Annotated in this window: 13 protein-coding genes and 1 pseudogene; all 14 read left to right on the plus strand. The window is 40.0% G+C overall.

All coding sequences use genetic code 11. The annotated features are described in order from the left end of the window. Positions 1-792 (plus strand): annotated as a pseudogene (locus H1P_RS36200) (hypothetical protein); the annotation flags it as partial. A gap of 147 nt (positions 793-939) precedes the next feature. Further along, positions 940-4,968 carry a type I polyketide synthase gene (locus tag H1P_RS17530; protein WP_144869707.1) on the plus strand — a complete coding sequence of 1,343 codons (4,029 nt, stop codon included), beginning with the start codon at positions 940-942 and terminating at the stop codon, positions 4,966-4,968. Between the two features lie 34 nt (positions 4,969-5,002). Then, positions 5,003-6,124, plus strand: coding sequence for a type III polyketide synthase (locus H1P_RS17535; RefSeq protein WP_144869709.1), 1,122 nt, complete (start codon positions 5,003-5,005; stop codon positions 6,122-6,124). 58 nt (positions 6,125-6,182) lie between these two features. After that, positions 6,183-7,556, plus strand: coding sequence for a cytochrome P450 (locus tag H1P_RS17540; RefSeq protein ID WP_144869711.1), 1,374 nt, complete (start codon positions 6,183-6,185; stop codon positions 7,554-7,556). A 38-nt stretch (positions 7,557-7,594) separates the two neighbouring features. Beyond that, on the plus strand, positions 7,595-8,785 hold the full coding sequence (locus tag H1P_RS17545; protein ID WP_144869713.1) for a phytanoyl-CoA dioxygenase family protein: 1,191 nt from the start codon (positions 7,595-7,597) through the stop codon (positions 8,783-8,785). Continuing rightward, positions 8,779-9,375: an isoprenylcysteine carboxyl methyltransferase family protein gene (locus H1P_RS17550; protein WP_144869715.1), complete on the plus strand. Its 597-nt coding sequence runs from the start codon at positions 8,779-8,781 to the stop codon at positions 9,373-9,375. The genes H1P_RS17545 and H1P_RS17550 overlap by 7 nt, the downstream gene beginning before the upstream one ends. Before the next feature lie 30 nt (positions 9,376-9,405). Further along, complete coding sequence (locus tag H1P_RS17555; RefSeq protein ID WP_144869717.1) at positions 9,406-11,013, plus strand: NAD(P)-binding domain-containing protein; 1,608 nt, start codon at positions 9,406-9,408, stop codon at positions 11,011-11,013. 54 nt (positions 11,014-11,067) lie between these two features. Next, complete coding sequence (locus H1P_RS17560) at positions 11,068-12,096, plus strand: sulfite exporter TauE/SafE family protein (protein ID WP_246141776.1); 1,029 nt, start codon at positions 11,068-11,070, stop codon at positions 12,094-12,096. Between the two features lie 17 nt (positions 12,097-12,113). Beyond that, positions 12,114-13,238, plus strand: coding sequence for a sulfotransferase (locus H1P_RS17565; protein ID WP_144869718.1), 1,125 nt, complete (start codon positions 12,114-12,116; stop codon positions 13,236-13,238). A 304-nt stretch (positions 13,239-13,542) separates the two neighbouring features. Then, positions 13,543-15,504 carry an SBBP repeat-containing protein gene (locus H1P_RS17570; RefSeq protein ID WP_144869720.1) on the plus strand — a complete coding sequence of 654 codons (1,962 nt, stop codon included), beginning with the start codon at positions 13,543-13,545 and terminating at the stop codon, positions 15,502-15,504. A 109-nt stretch (positions 15,505-15,613) separates the two neighbouring features. Continuing rightward, entirely contained in the window at positions 15,614-16,900 is a 1,287-nt protein-coding gene (locus H1P_RS17575; RefSeq protein ID WP_144869722.1) for an MFS transporter, read from the plus strand. Between the two features lie 111 nt (positions 16,901-17,011). Beyond that, positions 17,012-18,169: a sulfotransferase family protein gene (locus tag H1P_RS17580; RefSeq protein WP_144869724.1), complete on the plus strand. Its 1,158-nt coding sequence runs from the start codon at positions 17,012-17,014 to the stop codon at positions 18,167-18,169. Between the two features lie 145 nt (positions 18,170-18,314). Further along, positions 18,315-18,584 (plus strand): helix-turn-helix domain-containing protein, encoded by a 270-nt coding sequence (locus H1P_RS17585; RefSeq protein WP_144869726.1) that lies wholly within the window; start codon positions 18,315-18,317, stop codon positions 18,582-18,584. Between the two features lie 75 nt (positions 18,585-18,659). Continuing rightward, on the plus strand, positions 18,660-20,444 hold the full coding sequence (locus H1P_RS17590; RefSeq protein WP_144869728.1) for an SBBP repeat-containing protein: 1,785 nt from the start codon (positions 18,660-18,662) through the stop codon (positions 20,442-20,444). The last annotated feature ends 293 nt before the right edge of the window (positions 20,445-20,737 follow it).

A 20,737-nucleotide genomic window follows, 5' to 3' on the forward strand; every position in this document is an offset into this window, starting at 1 on the left:
TTTATTGCTAACCAGATGCTCAAAGGGCAAAAGACTTTTTATTCCGAATATTTAAAAGAATTAGAAGCCAAAGATAACTTTCCTCCCGCTTTCAGTACGGGATTCATGGGAGAAGGATTAGCCCCTAGAGCCTTGCTACAATTTTTCAGCTATAATTGGGGGCGATCGCCTTTTTTAGCCAGCCATTACTATACACTGCGCTTCATGGCCAATTTGGGTCTTAAGCATACCGAACATAGTAACTGTAAATACTTTAGAAAATTACAGAAGCATGGAGAGTTTATTCCTACCCCCACAGCGATTGTTTACTATCATTTTTTAGACGAGGCCTTTCACACCACCACTTCTCGTTTTATGGCACGGGAACTTTATCGAGATTTTTCCCAACCTACAGCCTACGAGAAATTTGTGGCAAATTTAGCCTTTTACAAGCTACAAGAACGCATTTGGAATGGACTTTCGGCAGTAGTACCCGACAGACATCGTCCCGATGATTATTCGGTAATGAGCTTTCTTTATAAGATTTTGCAGTCTGATACTTTTGGAATGTCAACTAAAGATGCCCTATTTTGGATGAAGCAGTGCCTGTGTCAAGAACATCAAGGATTTCATCAGAATCTCCAGTTTCATCAAAGTCTTTTACAGGAGTTTCGACGGACTTTTAATAGCTTGGAGTATCTTTGGTTTGTCAACCGCGAAATGAAACCAATGGTTTCAGGAGGAAACATAGAGCGTGCTATCAAAGGGAACATTAAAACTTTGCAGCAGTTTTCTCAACTGGTTGCTGCTTAATCAAGACGTTACTAAATAAACAAAATTCTGTGGAAACGGACAGTAGGAAAAATAAAATTTTCTGTACTGATTGATTGATTGAAACTCGACCGTTCCTAATTCTTAATCTCAAGACATTTAATGTTCCTTAAACTAATAGGTAGAAAAATGGAAAACATTGCAATTATAGGTCTGGGATGTCGTTTTCCAGGAGCAGAAAATCCAGAAGCATTTTGGCAAATTATGAGTAATGGCATAGATGCAATTACAGAAGTTCCAGTAGATAGATGGGACATCAATAAATTTTACGAATCCCAACCTGCTACCCCAGGCAAAATGAATACTCGTTGGGGAGGATTTTTATCCCAGGTCGATGGTTTTGACCCTCTATTTTTCAATATTTCTCCCAGGGAAGCAGAACGAATGGATCCTCAACAGAGACTGTTTTTAGAAGTCGTTTGGGAAGCACTAGAAAATGCAGGTTTGGCAACAGATAAATTAGCGGGAACGCAGACGGGAGTATTTGCTGCTATGGCGGTGGTCAACTACGATCAATTGCTGTATAAAAATGTTGCCGATTTGACTCAAATTAGTGCTTACGATGGTCTCGGCACAACCCTGAGTTTAGCTTCTAGTCGCCTTTCCTACCTCTTGGATTTAAAAGGACCCAGCTTGGCAATTGAAACCGCTTGTTCTTCTTCTTTGGTGGCAGTCCACTTAGCCTGTCAAAGTTTGCGAACGGGAGAATCTAATCTCTGTGTAGTTGGGGGGGTAAATTTGATCTTAACCCCAGAACTCAACATTGTTTTTTCTCAAGCTCAAATGATGTCCCCCGATGGACGTTGTAAGACTTTTGATGCAGATGCTAACGGTTACGTTCGGGGCGAAGGTTGTGGTGTAGTAATTCTTAAACGTCTCTGTGATGCTCTGAAAGACAAAGATAACATTCTGGCAGTGATTCGAGGCTCTGCTGTTAACCAAGATGGACTGAGCAACGGCATTACAGCCCCCAATGGACCTTCTCAACAAGCAGTGATTCGTCAAGCTTTAAAAAATGCAGGGGTCAAACCAGCAGAAATTAGCTATGTTGAAGCTCACGGTACGGGAACTCCTTTGGGAGATCCGATTGAGGTTAAGTCCTTAAAAACAGTGCTGATGGAAGAACGTCAGTCAGATCGACCCTGCTTTATTGGTTCGGTTAAAACTAATATCGGTCATTTAGAATCAGCAGCAGGAATAGCGGGATTGATCAAAGTAGTTTTAGCTTTGCAGCATCAAGAGATTCCCCCTCACTTACATCTGAAGCGATTGAATCCCTATATTCGACTTCAGAAAACCCCTATATCTATTCCTACTGAGAGACAAAAATGGAAGGTGGAAGGTGGAACGCGCCTAGCGGGAATTAGTTCCTTTGGTTTTGGCGGAACAAACGCTCATATAGTGTTAGAAGAAGCAACTATTACAGAACCAGAAACTAGAGAAAGCAGAGAACGCCCCTTACAAATATTAACTCTTTCAGCAAGAAGCGATCGCGCTTTAGTAGAATTAGCACAAAGATATAGCAATTTCCTCGATTCCAAGCCCGAAATTTCTCTAGCAGATATCTGTTTTACCGCTAATACTGGGCGTACTCATTTTGAGTGTCGCTTTGTTGCGATCGCAACAGCTAAAACAGAGTTACAGCAGTCTCTGCAAGCTTTTGCTGCTGGAGAAGAAGCAGGAAGCATAACCACAAGTTGTTTGAGTGGGGGCAAAAAGCCACAAATAGCTTTTCTGTTTACAGGACAAGGTTCGCAATATCTGGGTATGGGAAGGGAACTATATGAAACTCAACCCACCTTTCGTAAAGCTTTAGATAAATGTGCAGATATCTTAAGTACCTATTTAGATAAACCTCTATTAGAAATTATTTATCTCCCTCAACCTACAGCCGATATAGACCAAACCCAATATACCCAACCTGCTTTATTTGCCCTCGAATACGCTTTGGCGCAGTTATGGCAATCTTGGGGTATTAAGCCGACATTGATGATGGGTCATAGTGTAGGGGAATATGTCGCAGCTTGTCTGGCGGGAGTATTTAGTTTAGAAGATGGTTTAAAACTGATTGCTACCAGAGGGCGTTTAATGCAGTCTTTACCTCAAGATGGAGCAATGGTTTCTCTATTAGCTATTCCCGAACTGGTAAGTCAAGCAATTGAGCCTTATCGAGAAGAAGTAACAATCGCTGCATTTAACGGAACTAAAAGCATCGTAATCTCAGGCAAACGAGAAGCTGTGAATAAGGTAAAGAGCGAACTTGAAGCTCAAAAAATTAAAGCCAAAACATTACAAGTTTCTCATGGTTTTCATTCTCCTCTCATGAAGCCAATGCTAGCAGACTTTGAACGGATTGCTAGAGAAATAAGTTACTCCCCTCCCCAAATAGACTTAATTTCTAATGTTACGGGAGAGCTAGCTACAGAGGAAATTGCTACTCCTCAATATTGGTGCAATCACATCTTACAGCCAGTTCAATTTGCTGAAGGTATGGCAACTTTGGCTCAACAAGATTGTGAGATTTTACTAGAAATTGGCTCAAAACCGATCTTATTGGGTATGGGTCGTCTTTGCTTATCTGATGAAGAGGCAGAACATTATACTTTGCTACCTAGTCTGCGTCCCCAAACCTCAGACTGGCAGCAAATGTTAGATAGTTTAGCTCAATTATATCTACAAGGTATGGCGATCAATTGGCAGAATTTCGAGAAAGATTATCCCCAACGTCGTCGAGTAGTATTACCTACCTATCCTTTCCAGCGTCAGCGTTACTGGATTCAAAACAACCATCAGCCTCAGAAGACTAACTGGACACCGATACTTTCTCTGTTAGACCGAGGAAAAATCGACCAGGTAAAAATTCAGTTGGCAACAGCAGAAACACTATCAGCAGTAGAAATTCAATTACTACCTAAGTTGCTAGAACTTATAGCTAGTAAGCATCAACAGCAAAAAACTACAAAAATAAATAATAGAAATGGCGATCGCCTTGTTCCAATTTCTACTCACCAAGAGTCAGACTGTCGCCAGAATGGTCAACCACAAAGTATTGAAATATTAACCGCCCCACCTGAACAAAGACGCTCTTTATTAAAACAGTATTTCGGTGCATTATTAGCCAAAGTAATTAAAATCGAACCATCTCAACTAGATTGGCAACAACGTCTTTCTAGTTTGGGACTTGATTCTTTGATGGCAACAGAGTTAAGAAGAAAACTAGAGCCACAATTTTTAATTTCCCTTCCTGTAGAATTTTTAGCCGAACTCAACCTAGAACAATTTTTAACTCAATTGCTGTTTCTGATTGAAAAACATCATGGTAAGGAAGAGCCAGAAGTTTCTCATCACAACAAGAAGTTAGTCACAGTAACCGAAATCGCTACTAAGCAAAAGGTTAAGGATAATTCATGGTTAATTTTTCCCCAACCTAATCCTCAAGCTAGTTTACGACTTTTTGGCTTTCCCTATGCTGGTGCGGGAGCATCTATTTTTAACTATTGGATTAAGCAACTACCAACAGAAATCGAACTATGTGCCATACAGTTACCTGGAAGAGAAAATCGCCTTACAGAATCTCCCTTAACTCGTATTAAAGAACTAGTTAACCTACTTGTTCCTCATCTTAAGCCTTATTTAGACCGTCCTTTTGCTTTATTCGGTCATAGTATGGGCGCATTGCTGAGTTTTGAAATAACTAGAGAATTACGCCGTCGCAACTATCCTCTTCCCATTCATTTATTTGTTTCTGGCAGAAATGCTCCTCAGTTATTAGACCTTCAACCCCCCATTCATCATTTACCAGATGATCGATTTATCGAAAAGATTGAGAATTTTAATGGTACTCCCGAAGCGGTTTGGCAAGACAAAAAGCTAGTAGAGCAAATTTTACCAATATTACGGGCGGATTTTGCTCTGTTAGAAACCTATTTTTATGGCAATGAATCTCCCTTTGACTTTCCGATTACTGCCTTTGGTGGATTAGAAGATTCTCAAGTAGAGCAAGTAAAACTAGCTGCTTGGAAGCACCAAACTACAGCTAATTTTGCCCTACAGATGTTTGAAGGCGATCATTTCTTTTTACATTCTGCCGATCGAGAATTATTACAAGCTATCTCAGCCCAGTTAGTGCAGAAATCTCCACTCGTTAATTATTCCTAATTCTCAATGCAATTAATTTTTTGAAGCAATTTTTATGGCGTATATTGTAACGACATCTACAGGGTTTCCCGAACACTATTATCCCCAGGAAGTTCTAGCAACAGCACTAAAAAAATATTTCCTGATGATGGATCTAGACTTCGATCTAGAGACAATTGATCGCTTTTTTACTAATGTCAAAATTAATGGACGCTATTTTACTTTTCCCCTCGATTCATTTTACGACCCCCCTGGAGTAGCTCAGGTAGCTAATGAGGCAATTACCAAATGTCTCAATGCGATCGAAACCACTGTAAATAAGTTACTAGACAAAGCAGCAATTTCACCTCAAGAGATATCTCAACTTACCGCTACTACTTTAATTGCAGCTACCCCTGGATTAGATGCACGATTAATCAATCGTATTCCCTTTTCTCCCGACATTAAAAGAATGGCGTTAACTGGAGTGGGTTGTATGGGTGGTGCTTTTGGTTTGGCTCGCATTGCCGATTATTTAAAAGGACATCCTACAGAATCTTCTGTCTTGTTTGCGATGGAACCTTCTTCGGGATTATGGCAAGGTTCGCTACAAAGAGACTTAACTAGCATGATTAAGCAATTGCCCGAAAATCCTGGGGTTTACAGCGATATCATTATGACAATTGTTACTGCTGCATTATTTGGCGATGGTTCGGCAGCAGTTTTAATGGTAGGAGAAGACCATCCTTTGGCTCAGTCGGGTCAACCCCGTATTATCGATACCCGCTCGGTTATTTTACCCAATACAGTTCATTTGATGGGAATGGATTTGGTAGATACGGGTACGCGCAATATTCTGCGACCAGAAGTAGCGGATTATGTCAAAGTTGCTCTCCACAAAACCATTGATCCCCTTCTAGCGGAGCATAATCTCTCAACAGAAAAGATCGATCGCTGGATGGTTCACCCTGGAGGACCCAAGATTATTAAAGCCGTTGAAGAAGAATTTGGACTCGACGATCAAGCATTACAAGAAAGCTGGGATGCTTTAGCCGAAATTGGCAATATTTCTTCCCCTACGGTTTTATATATTCTAGATCAAAGTTTAGCAGCAGAACAGCCTCCCGCAGGGTCTTATGGCTTGCTGTTAGCGATGGGTCCTGGTTTTTCTCAGGAAGCGATTTTGTTGCAGTGGTAATACAAAACCCGATTACTCACTGTTGAAAGTTTTTTAGTTTTTTCTTATAAAAATACAAATGAAACAAATCAAAGGACCAAAAACCCCCAGACTTTGGCAAACAATCCAGTGGAGTACCAACCCCATACGTTATATGGAGGATGCAGCCGCCAATTTTCCCGATCTTTTTAAAGCTCAGATCGATCCAGTTAGTAACTACCAAGTATTGTTAGTTCATCCTCAAGCAATTCAGGAATTTTTTACCAAACCAGAATTCGTTAATGGGGCTAAAAGTATAGTCCGTCCTGTTGCTGGCGATGAATCGTTATTTGTGCAAGTAGGTGATCGCCATAAAAGTCAGCGCAAACTATTAATGCCTCCCTTTCATGGAGCAAGAATGCGTTCTTACGGACAACTGGTTTGCGAGATTACCGATAATGCGATCACTAAAATCCCTCTCAAACAAACTGCTTCTGCTCGTGCAGTAATGGAAGAAATTTCTTTGCAAGTTATTTTAAAGGCGGTATTTGGCTTGTACGAGGGAGAGCGTTGCCAACAGCTCCAACAACTACTTTTATATTGGGCGAGACTGTTTCACTCTCCCATATTCAACAGTTTGTTATTTTTCTCTTTTCTCCAACAAGATTGGGGTTCTTGGAGTCCCTGGGGTAAATTTATTCGCAAACGCCAACAAATTCATCAACTGTTATTATCAGAGATTCGCGATCGCCGCGCCCATCCAGATCCAGACCGAACCGATATTCTCAGTATGTTGCTGTCTGCGCGTCATGAAGATGGTGAACTAATGTCCGATTTGGAAATCCGCGATCAGTTGCTCACCCTTCTGCTAGGGGGGTATGAAACTACAGCAACCGCAATGGCTTGGTCAGTGTATTGGTCGCAGTTCTATCCCGAAATGAAAGCCAAGCTGCTACAGGAAATCGATCGTCTGGGAGATCGACCCAATCCCGCCGATATAGTTCGCTTGCCCTATCTTACGGCATTTTGTCAGGAAACCTTGCGGATTAATCCCGTGTTGCCTATAACTTTGCCTCGAACTGTCGAATCTCCTGTCAAGCTGATGGGGTACGAATTAGAACCAGGTATCATGATTCGCGGCTGCATTTATACACTGCATCAACGGGAGGAAATTTACCCCAATCCGAGACAGTTCAAGCCAGAGCGATTTCTCGAACGCCAGTTTTCTCCCTATGAGTTTATTCCTTTTGGCGGCGGGAAAAGACGCTGTATTGGTGCTGCGTTAGCTATGTTTGAGATGAAGCTAGTTTTAGCAACGATCCTCTCTCGCTATCAAATAGAGCTAGTAGACGAGAAACCCATTAAACCAGCTCTTTTCGGAGTTACTCTAGTTCCTGCTGGTGGAGTAAAAATCGTAGTCAAAGGACGGCGCGTACCTCAGCAGTATCGGCAAGCAATCGCTAATTCGCTTTGACCTTGAACAAGAAATATCTCAACGGAGTAATTTATCCTATGAATCAAAGTAAATGGTTATTTCGCCTCAAAATTGCAGTTGCCTATACCCTAGCCAAACTAAAATTCCTCCATTTCTTATTGCCCAAAAAAGTACAAGAGCAATTGCCTTCAGGCTGGAATGACCATATGTTTTGGACGGCATTTAAGTCTGGCGGTCAAAAAATTTATGCCGATTATTATTGCCAACTGCGCGAACCAGACTGCTATAAACCTAAAATAGTAGTTGACGAGCCATATCAACTTTCTGAAGCAGAAATTCGCTTCTTTTATGAAAATGGTTATCTCGGTCCTTTCAATTTAATATCTTCTGAGGAAGCCCAATCTTTAAAAGAGCATTTTACAGAGATGCTCGCCCAAGGGGAATCACCTATATATCCCTATTCTCAAGGTGGTTTTGAAATTGCAACCAACGCCAACAGTGAAAGTGATGGAGAAAGCAATTTCCAGCAAGCTTATAAGCGCATCATGAATGCCAGAGATCGCTATTTAGATAATCCGCGCTTGCTCAATTTATTCAAGAATCCAGGTATTACCGAACGTTGCGCTCAACTACTAGGACCTGATTTAATGCTGTGGCGGACTGAATTTTTTGTTAAGCAACCTGGAAGTCCTGGAACTCCCTTGCACCAAGCCACTACTTATCTATCCGACGATCTTAAAGAATCTGCGGTTTATCCTTCCGATGTCGAAGAGCTTTTTCAAGTAACTTGCTGGGTTGCCCTAACCAATGCTACCAAAGAAAACGGCTGTATGAAAATCTTGCCTGGTAGTCACAAAAATCTTTATCCAATCCTCTTCCCGAATCAAGAAGTTGGAAATACTAACGATAGCAGGAAAAAATTGTCAGCTCTCAAGATTGATTACCCAATTGAGTCTAGCTCCTTCAAGCCAATGGAAATGAAAGCAGGTCAATTTTTTATTCTCAGCGAGCGTTTAATTCACGGAGCTTACGACAACATCACCGAAAATCAATGGCGATGGGCCACCAATGGTCGGATCGTGCGCCCAGATACAAAGATTTATAGCAAAAAAAAGTTTAAGGAAGGTCATAGCTTCAAAATTGCCAATGCGAAAAAGCTCAACTTAGACAACTGGAAAGCTGTAATGATTCGTGGCAAAGATCGTTTTGGGTACAACAGAATGCTGGAAGAATCAGCCAAGGCAAAGGGAGAAAATATCTTATGCTAACTAAATATATCTTTAGCGGAATTGTAGTAGCTGTCATCTTACAGCGACTTGTAGAAGTACGTTCTAGCGATCGCCATAAAGCAGAAATTCTGAAAAGAGGCGGACAAGAACACGGAGATAACTTACTTGGTGCGGTAAAAGTACTACAAGTAAGCTGGTGGATTGCCATGATTGCTGAGGTTTGGTATTTAGATCGTCCCTTTATGCCAGTTTTAGCTGTCGTAGCTCTAACAGCTACCATAGCAGGACAAATCTTACGCTATCTATCAATGCAAGCTTTGAAGTGGCGGTGGACTCTACCCATTATGACCGTGCCTGGAATGCCTGTAGTGACATCGGGAGTTTATCGCTATCTGAGACATCCTAACTGGTTGGGGGTAATTTTGGAAATTGCTTTTCTGCCTTTGATTCACAGTGCCTATCTTACCGCGATCGCTTTTTCTCTGGCTAATGCTTGGTTGATGAGTAAAAGAATTCAAACTGAGGAACGAGCTTTAGCTGAAAATTCTAATTATGCTGCTGCTTTTGCTGGAAAACCGCGTTTTTTCCCTGGTATTAGCTTCAGCAAATTAGCGGATACATCCCAGTAGTTTAAGTAATTATTTGTTAGGTATTTTTAGATGAATCAGAAACAAGTTGCAGTAATTGGGGCGGGTTTAGCTGGTTTAGTGACCATTAAATCATGTTTGGAAGAAGGTATGGTGGTTCGAGGCTTCGAGAAGTCCCCCTATCTTGGAGGTAATTGGAAATTTAAAGACCCAGGAGTTAGCGTTTTTCGTAATACAGAACTCACTTCTTCTAAGTATTTAACTGCTTTTTCGGATTTTCCGATGCCAGATCGCTATCCTTATTTTTTGACCCATCAACAATATCTGGAATATCTTTTATCCTATGCCCGTCATTTCGATTTAGAAAGACATATAATCTTTAAAACCTCGATAGAAGCAGTAGAACGAAAAGGAGAAAAATGGTTAGTTAGAGTTAGGGATGAAAATGAAATTAGAGAAACTGAATTTGACTCTGTTGCCGTATGTACGGGACTGAATGAAGAGTGGAGTTTCCCAGAAATTGCCAATATGCAAGCATTTAAGGGAAATTTAATTCATTCCTCTGCTTATAAAGATAATCGTCCTTTTCAGGGTAAAAAAGTTGTAGTAATTGGCGGTGGAGAAAGTGGGGGAGACATTCTCAATGAATTATCTCAGGTAGCAGATGAGGTAACACTCAGTTTGAGAAGAGGTGTATTTATCATGCCCAAACTCGATCGCACCATGACTTTACCAGGAGACTATTTTCATCACCGTATTACCTATCATTTTCCCCCTCGTCTTTATTACGCGATCGAAACTGGATTTCAAAAGCTATTTTCTTTTATCAACCGTCAGCAAAAATCTTGGCAAATACGCCAAAAATTAATTGACCTGTCTGGGGGAAGCTATCACCAGCAGTTTATTACCAAGTCCGATGTTTTTATGGATGCCCTGGCAAAACCCAAGGTTAACTTAAAATCCGAAATTAAATATTTTACCCCTAATGGTGTTGTTTTTAGCGATAATAGCGAACTGGCAGCAGATAAGGTAATTTTCTGTAGCGGGTTTAAAGTTAAATTTCCCTTTTTGCCCATCTCTAGTGAAGGATGGAATTGGCGCAAACTCTATAAGAAAATTTTTCATCCCGATCTTTCTAATATCGGGTTTGTCGGATTTGCTCGTCCTAATATCGGTGCGATGCCTCCCGTTACCGAACTCCAAGCTAGATATTTTGCTGCGGTAGCTAGTGGTAGAGTCAAGCTGCCAGATCGGGCTGCAATGGAATCAATTATCGCTCGCGATGCTGAAAAAGCCTCTAAACTCAAGCCTTTAGTAATCGATCGCGTGACGGGAATCGTCTCTTTTGTGCCATTTATGTACGAATTAGCGGAATTAATTGGTTGTCGTCCCGTTCTCAGTCAACTGATAAAAAGACCTAAAGTACTGTGGAGTGTTCTGTTTGGTACAGTAGCTGCTCCCCATTTCCGACTTTGTGGCTCTCATGCCGATCCTATCGCTTTCGATATTATCGAGCGAGAAGGATTGCACTGGGAAAAATTAAAAACTCCTCAAGAAAAGTTGCTGTTTTTTACTTTTCAACTGGTTTGGGGTTTAGGTGGTGTAGTGAGCTATCCCATTTTCAAACTATTGTCCGTTCTCTCAGGTTCGACTGCTTTAAAACCAGAATTAGATTTTTAGCTCATATCTTGACCCATTTCTCTTATGAAATCATTAACGCATCGTTTGAAACTGATGTTCAAAAAACAAAACATTTTACTACCAGTTTTAGTTGGGACAGTTTGGTTGCTGTTGATGGCATCGGGTAACAGATGGCATTTGTTTCTCGATAACTGGTTTATGTCCGTCACAATGGCAGTAGGTTCGTTTATTGCAGGTTCTACTAGCGAAGGGGGTGGTGCAGTAGCATTTCCCGTGATGACCTTGCTGTTTAATATTCAGCCAGCCGTTGCTAGAGATTTTTCCCTAATGATTCAGTCAGTAGGAATGACCGCAGCAGCGATCGCAATTTTTCAAAACCGTATCCCTATAGAATCCCGTGCTTTAATCTTTGCTGGAGGAGGGGGCGCGGTGGGAATTATTTTTGGTTTAGAAGTTGTTGCGCCCTATTTACCCCCAGTAACCAGCAAAATGTTTTTTGTTTCCCTGTGGTTGAGCTTTGGCGTAGCCTTACTCTGGATGAATCGCGATCGCCAAAGACATCTGTGGCAGCGTATCCCTGACTTTAAAAGATATGATGCCTTAATTCTAATTGCCGTTGGCGCGATCGGCGGAATCGTTAGCGGAATTACGGGAAGCGGTTTAGATATTCTTACTTTTTCTTTATTGGTGTTAGCTTTTCGCATGGATGAAAAAGTTGCCACTCCCACCTCAGTCATACTCATGGCTAGTAATGCTCTAGTGGGGTTTTGGTGGCGGTTACAATTCAGTGCTAATCCTATTGTCAGCGATACCTGGAATTATTGGTGGGTCTGCATCCCAGTTGTAGTTATTGGTGCCCCGATTGGGGCGAGATTTATTGCCAAACGATCAAATCTGTTTGTGATTCGTCTACTATTAACTTCAATTATTATTCAGTTTGTCACGGCATTATTAATCCTACCTCTAACTTTGAAGATCATGCTTTTTTCTACCGCTACTTTTGCCGTAGGTTTGATCTTATTCCTCAGTATGATTTACGCGGGCAAGCGAAGGCTATCCCAGAACAAAGTGGTGCTTTTTCAACTACAAGCAAATGCCAAACCAGAAAAAATGAAAATTTAAAATTAAATCAGATAATTATGTGGCAAATTTACTATCGTATTCTAATTTCAGCGGGGAAAACCTTTGGACTGGGGCTAATTTTTTGGCGGTGGTTATTATTTTTACCTCTGTTTTTAGGCTTTACCCATTTCACTCTTTTTTTAGACAAAATCTTTTTTTCTCAATATCAAAAAGTTAAAATTAAAAATCCCGTATTTATTATTGGCAACCCCCGTAGTGGTACGAGTTTTTTACATAATTTACTCACTCAAACAGATGATTTTGTGGCATTTAAAACTTGGGAAATCTTTTTTCCCGCCCTCACTGCACGAGTTTTGGTTAAACCTATAATTAATTATCTAATTCGGCATAACTTAACCAAAATTATGCACGAATCTAGCGGTCACGGACTTTATTTAGATCGGGTCGAACATGATGAATTTTTATTCATTCACAAGCTCGATACTCAGTTTTTATTATTACTTTCTCCGTTGGGTTTAGATGATCGTGAATATCCCGAATTACGTTTATATGATCGACAGTCAGATGCGCGCCGTTATAGCTCAGTTAAGTTTTTTCAAGAATGTTTGAAACGCCAAATTTATTACAGCAAAAAAGAGAAAATTATTGCTCATATTCACTTTTCTACTGGTCGCATTAAAACCCTGTTAGAAACTTTTCCCGATGCTAAATTTATCTATTTAGTTCGATCACCTCAAGAAACTATTCCTTCTCATCTTACTCTTGAATATAATACTTTTAAAAATCAAAAAAGACTCGATAATATTCCCAAAAATAGACTAAAACGTTATTTTAAGCGCAGATATCTCTATGATATTGAACTTTATCGTTATTTTTTTGAACTACAACAAAAAGCCGAAATCCTCTCAAAAAATCTAATGGTGCTACCATACAATTTACTCTGCTCGAATTTAGAAAAAAGTTTTAATCAAATAGAAAATTTTACAGGAATTAAATCAAGTGATGAACTACGACAAGCTGTTAAAAAGCAAGCTGGTAAACAAAAACAATATCGACGCCAACATCGAATTATTAAACTACAAAAATTTGGATTGAGCAGAAAGCAAATAGCTGAAGATTTTGATTTCGTTTTTAAAGAATATAACTTAGAGCAAAATTATCAATCTAATGTAACTACTTAAAGGTTATCCCAGAATAAAATTTTATTGAGCTTCAAAGATTTGTTAACATTAAAATAGTTTGTTAATTGACTATGAACAAATAAATTTAGTATCAAAACAATAATTCCCTGACAGATCAAATATTATTTTGAGGATGGCATCTGACACGACTCATATTAATTGATAATTAAATTGCTTTTATTGCCAAAAATAATTGCCAATAAAAATATTTTTTACAATATATAAATAATATTTATTTTATTGTTATGTTGCAAAAATATGATATTTTGATAGTTAAAAATAAATGTATTAACAGGATAAAGAAATGAATGAAAAATTAGATTTGATAGAAATTATTGATGATGAAAATATTACTCCAGGGGAACCAATAGCTGATGAAATTGTTGAGGAAGTATTAGTAGAGGATTCCTCTTTATCTCTTACAGAGAGCACAGAAGAATTTGTCGAAGTTTTTGAGAGTAGCGATGTTACCGATGAAGAACAAGAAGAAGCTATCGAAGAAATAATCGAAGAAGAAATAGATGCGCCAATCTCGGAAGAACTTCAACGGATTCTAATCGCTTTTTTTACCGATCTGAGCATAGCTGGTAGTCCTGGAAGCGATGCCTTTCAATTTGGTAGCAGGGGAACAAACATCATATCTGGTCGCGAAGGAAACGATATTCTTCTGGGTGTCGATCCAGAGTTAGATTTACCAGGTCAGAATATCGATATTTTTACTGGGGGAAGTGAAAGGGATTCTTTTATTTTAGGCGATCGCAATAAACCTTATTATGATGATGGTAATGATAGTACAACTGGCGATAACAGTGTGGCTATCATTAGTGATTTTAATCCCGAAGAAGATATCATTCAACTTCATGGCAGTCCTGAAGATTATACTCTGGTAGACTTTGGCGACCTAGGAGAAGAAGAAACAGGAACGGCTATATTTCTGAAAGGAGCGACCAATGACGAACTGATTGGCAGTCTGGACAACGTGAGTGGATTAAATCTCAATGCTAACTACTTCCAATTTGTTGATGGTTCTGCTCAACAGCCTGTTCTTGAATTAATTGAACAATTCGGAACTGAGGGAATTGACTTATCTTTCTCCGTTGCTAACGCTAAGGATCGTTCCAACTCATTGTTGGTAACAGGATACACCAGTGGTTCTTTGGGAATACGAGATCGTGGTGCATTAGATGGTTTTCTCACCAGATACAATAACCAAGGCATAGAACAGTGGACTCGGCAAATTGGTACAAGATCGAATGATAATTCCTATGGTGTTGATACCGATAATGCAGGTAACGCCTATTTACTCTCACGAACCAACGGTAGGCTAGCAGGGGCTAACGCAGGAATAGGAAACGATGTTGTTTTGGGTAAATATAACCGAAGAGGAAGACAAATCTGGCAAGTTCAATTTGGTGATTTTACTCTTGATAATCCATTTGTCGATCCTAGAGTCAATAGCTCTGGTGACGTGGTCATAGCAGGCTATACTGGGGGAGACTTAGGTGGCCCAAATGCGGGTACAGGCATTATTCCTGGTGCTGATTCTTGGATAGCTAAGTATGATAGTAATGGCAACCAACAGTGGATCGAACAATTTGGCACCAGTGGAGGAGACGAAACTTTTGGTTTGGACGTTGACAGTGAAGATAATATTTATACCACAGGATGGACAACAGGAGATTTAGGAGGGAGCAATTCTGGAATTTATGATATTTGGTTGGCCAAGTATGATAGCAATGGCAACCAACAGTGGATCGAACAATTTGGCACTAATGATTTTGATTGGTCGTGGGATGTTGCCACAGACCTTAATGATGATATTTATATAACAGGATGGACTCTTGGCAACTTAGAAGGAACTAATGCTGGCTCTTATGATATTTGGGTTGCTAAATATGATAGTGAGGGCAATCAACTAAGACTCGATCAGTTTGGTACGGGAGGAGATGATGCAGCTTTAGGTATCGATGTTGACGAATTAGGTAATTATTACCTGACAGGATATACCAACGGCGACTTAACAGGTGAAGGCAGCGCAGGTTCTTATGATGCTTGGGTTGCTAAATACGACAGTAATGGTAATCAACTCTGGATCGAGCAATTTGGTAGTTATGGGATTGACAATGCTTACGAGGTTAGTGTCAGTGGAGGTGATGTTTTTGTCACAGGAACTACTAACGGTTCTTTAGGCTCTACTAATGCTGGCTCTTTTGATGCCTGGGTAGCTCAGTTTTCAGCAGAAGACGGAACTTTACTAGATTTCTAAGTCATTAATTCAGAGAGAATAGGCAACAGTCCCATGCCTTTTGCCTTCTGCCTTCTACAAAGGCGAAGCGGATCAAATTGTTTTTGAACTATTGCCATTATCAATCATCATGTCTAATCCCCAAATATCATTCAAATGGTTGTCTTATATTACGGGAATTTTTGGTTTACTGTCGATTAATAGCGCAGTAGTAACAATGTTGATCTATCGTTACGATCCAGAAATTCCCAATACCGACAATTTGCCTTTTTTAGTTCCATCAGCCCTAGTTGGTATTGCAATGCTGATCGGTAGACTTGGTGGATCGATAATTCAACCCATTATCGGTCATATTAGCGATCGCTTTTGGAGTCGGTGGGGGAGACGCAGACCCTTTTTGGCAATGGCTATAGTGCCAATGGTGGTCAGCTTTTCTTTACTGCTTACTCCTCCCCTTAACAACAGCAGACTAGAAAATATAGTTTATTTGACCGTTTTACTTTGTTCTTTGAGTTTAGCGACCGCCGTGTATCAGGTTTCGTATTTGGCATGGTTGCCTTCTTTAAGCCAAACACCAGAACAGAGAGTAACCCTCTCTAGTTTAATGGCAATTTCTGGTATGCTGGGGGGAGCGATTGGCGGAATCGGCTCTCCTTTGCTGGTTGATCGATATGGTTTTTCAGGCATGGCTATGATTTTAGGAGCTATTAGCTCAGTTGCCTTGGCAATGCCTCTAATGATTCAAGAAGAGACTCTTGCTCCCTCCATTATCATGTCTCCAACTTTAAAAAAATCGCTTCATTCTGCTTTACAAAATCGATCTTTTAAAAGCTACATAGCAGGTTTTAGCTCTGCAGGAATTGCGATAAGCATTGTTTCGGCTTGTCCTGCGTTTTTAGCGGTAGCCCTATTGGGCAAAGATGTTAGTTTTGGCGCGGTAGTCAACGGCATAATTTTGGGAAGCGGAATTATCGGTTTTGCAGTAGTAATTCCCTTAGCTAAACGCTGGGGAAAAAGACGAGCTTTCCAGTGGGCAATGATATGGCTGGGATGTGGACTACTAATTGTGGGAATTTTACCCTTGTTAGTCGGACAAGCTTTAATGCCTTGGTTATTGTTACTACTGTTAAGCAATTTGGGTTCATCCAGCTTCTTTATTTTGCCTAATGCCATGTTACCCGATGTAATTGATCGCGATGAACGAAATTTCGGAGTCAGACGAGAAGCCATATTTTTTGGCACTAGAGGCTTATTACAAAACATGAGTCAAGGCATGGGAGTTTTCTTGGCAGGAATCCTGTTGATGTTGGGGAAAACCCCAGCACAGCCTTGGGGAGTACAGCTCGCCTTTCCCGTAGCTGGACTTTTTGCCATTGCTGCTGCCTGGGCATTTGTTTTTTATCCAATTGAAGAATAGGACAAACATTCAGCTTGTTTTGAGTTGCCAAAGAAAAAGAGAATAAGACCACCCAAATGGCGCAAAAGAGCAATTTTAAATTACATAGTTTTAGAAGAAGAGGTGAAGTCTATGCAACATGAATTCCAAAGATTAAATAAAGAACATTTGATTCAAGAGGCTGAGAGACGATCAAAGGTTTCAGCCAAAAGAAACACAAAATTTGAAGAAGCATTAGAAATATTGATTGAATCAATCAATAGAGAAGCACGACTCAATAGTTTAGGACAAAAGTTAACAATTGCTAACTTTACCCGCATTGTGACAAATAAATTGTTACTAGATCGAGAATTAGAAAATTTTCCCAAATCGGAGAATGACGAAAAAAAGAAGCATTTGTTTATTGTAGGCTTACCCCGAACAGGAACAACATTGCTCCATAATCTTCTTGCCCTTGATTTAAATTCCTACTATATAAGGCTTTGCGATGGACAGTTTCCAGTGCCAGCTTCACATCCAGATCATACTGAGAAAAAAATTGCGAAATCAGAGCAAATAATTCAAAAGATGTATGAACTTACTCCCTCTTTATCGAAGCTCCATTATTTTAAACCAACGAGCCTAGAGGAGTGTGGTTGGCTGTTTGAATATCAGTTACTCGATCCAAGTTTTCATCTCAGGATGCATGTTCCTACTTATTATAACTGGCTGTTGGCTTATCCAAGACATCTGGAATCATATATCAAATATCGAGATTTGTTGGTTTATCTCGGACAACATTATTCCTTTAATCATTGGATATTGAAAGGACCTCGGCATCTAATCTTTTTAAAAGCACTTCTCAATGCTTTTCCCAATGCTGGTATTATTTGGCTCCATCGCGATCCATGCCAAGCTATTCCATCGATGTGTAGTTTGAGTCACCTTCTACGCAGTAACTATTCTGATGTATCAAATCCCCAGGAGATCGGAACAATCTGGTTTGAGGCAATACTTAAAAATTTGAGAACCGCCCTGGATACAAGGCGTACAGTTGGGGATGAACGTTTCTACGACCTGCAATATAGTGACCTCATGAGCAATCCCATCCAAGATGTGACGAAGATATATTCCCATTTTGGACTGACCTTTTCTCCAGAAATGGAGAGTGCTGTAAAAAGTTGGTTGACCAATAATCCTCAGAACAAGCAAGGCAAACATGAATATAGCACTCAGCAATTCGGATTGGAGGTTGAAACCATTCGAAAAGAGTTTGCTTTCTATACGGATTATTTTAATATCCCGATTTAGCTCATGAGAGGTACGAAGAGCTTATTGTCCTCAGCTCTACCCAGCACATGAAAGTTATAGAATCTTTTAAATTGATCCTTGATAATATCAAATTGCTAAATATTTGCTATAAATCAATCATGCGATCGCCTTGGGTTTGAAAATTATGTCAGGAATACTGAAGATTGAAATATCAGAATCTGAAGAACAGTTACGTAAATTGCTGAAGCAAGTACACGAACCGTTAGCAAAAGAAAGGATTCAAGTGTTATTTTGGATAAAAACGAAGCAAGCAGAGACTGTAAATCATCTAGCAACATTAATTGGTCGTCATCGAACCACGGGATCAAGATGGTTGAGTCAATATCGTTCAAAGGGTTTAAATAGTTTATTAGAAATTGGAAAAAGTTCTGGAAGAACGAAGGCGATCGCATGATTGATTTATAGCAAATATTTAGCAATTTGATATTATCAATTGTCAACTTCGCAGAATTAACCAAGGAAATTTAAGATGGCTAATACTTTAGTACCTCAAATATGGACTCCCGGCAGCGACTACACTTTAGGAGTTTCCGATAGTCAAATAGTATATACTCGCGATGGAAACGACAGCATCATAACTTATAATCCTGGAGTTGTTAACGACGGTCAACAAAAACTTGACATTTGGATTAGCGATCGAGAAGTTCCTCTATTAGAGCAACAACAAGTCAGACCCCGTCGTGATTGGCAAAATAGATTTATTCTCGGCGATTGGCAACAACCCTACTATGTGGATAGCCAAGCATCTAATTTGGGTTTAAATGAATTTGCAACAATTATCGACTTAGATCCTAACCGAGACATTATTCAGCTACATGGTATTCCCGAAAATTATTCCATAGAAGAAATGAGCATCGGGACAAATCAACTGGGGACGGCAATCTTTTGGCAGGAGGGAACTCAATCGGATCTCGTTACTTTTTTACCTGGGGTTTTTGAAACAAGTCTAGAAGATGACTTGTTTCAGTTTGAAGGTACGACTCCACCACCAGTATCCTTCTCAGAAGAAGCTCGACAATTAAGTACTACTGGAATAGACTTGTCTACTAGTTCCGCTACAGATATTGCTGGTAATATTTATATAGCTGGAGCAACCACTGGCTCGATAGAAGGAAATAATGCTGGTGCTTACGATCCCATAGTTACTAAATACGACAGTGACGGCAACCAAATTTGGAATATACAGTTTGGAAGTGCTAATTTTGATTGGATTACCGATATTGTCACGGATAATCGAGGTAATTTGTATGTGGCGGGATATACTGAAGGAAATTTGGAAGCAACTAAAAACGCTGAAGTTGCTGATGTTTGGGTAGCCAAATACAATAGTGATGGTAATCGGATTTGGAGCGAACAGTTTGGCACAGAAATAATCAATCGGACTTTTGGCATAGATGTTGATCGTAATGGGAATGTTTATCTTTCAGGATATACAATCGAAGAACAAAGAAACTCCCAAACCGATGATTCTTGGGTTACTAAATACGATACTAATGGCAATCGACAGTGGTTTAGAGAGTTTGGAACTAGGCAATATGATGAAGCTTACGACATAGCTGTCGATCATATGGGTAATGTTTATTCTACAGGATGGACTTTGGGGGATTTAGGAGAAAACAATTCTGGGCTTTATGATGTTTGGGTAGCTAAGCACGATAATGATGGTGAACTGCAATTCATCGAACAGTTTGGCTCAGAAGATTATGAGTTTCCCTGGGGAATCGATACAGACAGTGAAGGGAATGTCTATGTTACTGGATGGACTCTAGGAGATCTCGCGGGAGATAATGCTGGTTCTTACGATGTCTGGATAGCCAAATACGATAGTAATGGTGATCGCCAGTGGCTCGAACAGTTTGGTACGAGAGGTGATGATAGTCTTTTATATGGAGACATTGAGGTCGATTCTAATGGTGATATATTTTTAACAGGATATACCGATGGTGAATTAGGTGGCAATAATGCAGGTTCTTATGACACTTGGGTAGCTAAATACAATAGTGATGGTGATCGCCAGTGGCTTCAACAGTTTGGCACTCCCGATTTTGATTATGCTCATGGTATCAGTGGTGACGACAAAGGAAATCTCTATGTTACGGGAATTACTGAAGGCTCTTTGGGAAGAACTAACGCTGGGGCAGCAGATAGCTGGGTAGCTCGAATCGACGCAAATTCAGGAATCTTACAAAATTTTACCAGCAATTCCGAGTTAGTCGATCTTGCTCTTGAATCAAATAGTGCGATCAATATCTAACCCAGAAGCTCTGGTGCAAATGCTCTGTTTAATCTTTCCAAACTGGCGGGGTTGTCACCCCGCCAGCGTTATGCCAATAAATCTTTAACAACTTTTGCTGAAACAAAAGACAGCCTTTTTAACAGGGATTTCTGACAATTTCTTGGGCTGGCTACATTCAGGATATGGCGAAAATAGAAGGTTCGTGTCACCAGACGCAACCTAACCTTGAAACCATTGCAATGTCTAGCTTACAGCCTTTGATAAGACTCAACCTATTTCACCCCAAAACCCTCTTGATTCATAATTTTTTT

It is taken from the genome of Hyella patelloides LEGE 07179, from assembly GCF_900659865.1.
Lineage (GTDB): Bacteria > Cyanobacteriota > Cyanobacteriia > Cyanobacteriales > Xenococcaceae > Hyella > Hyella patelloides.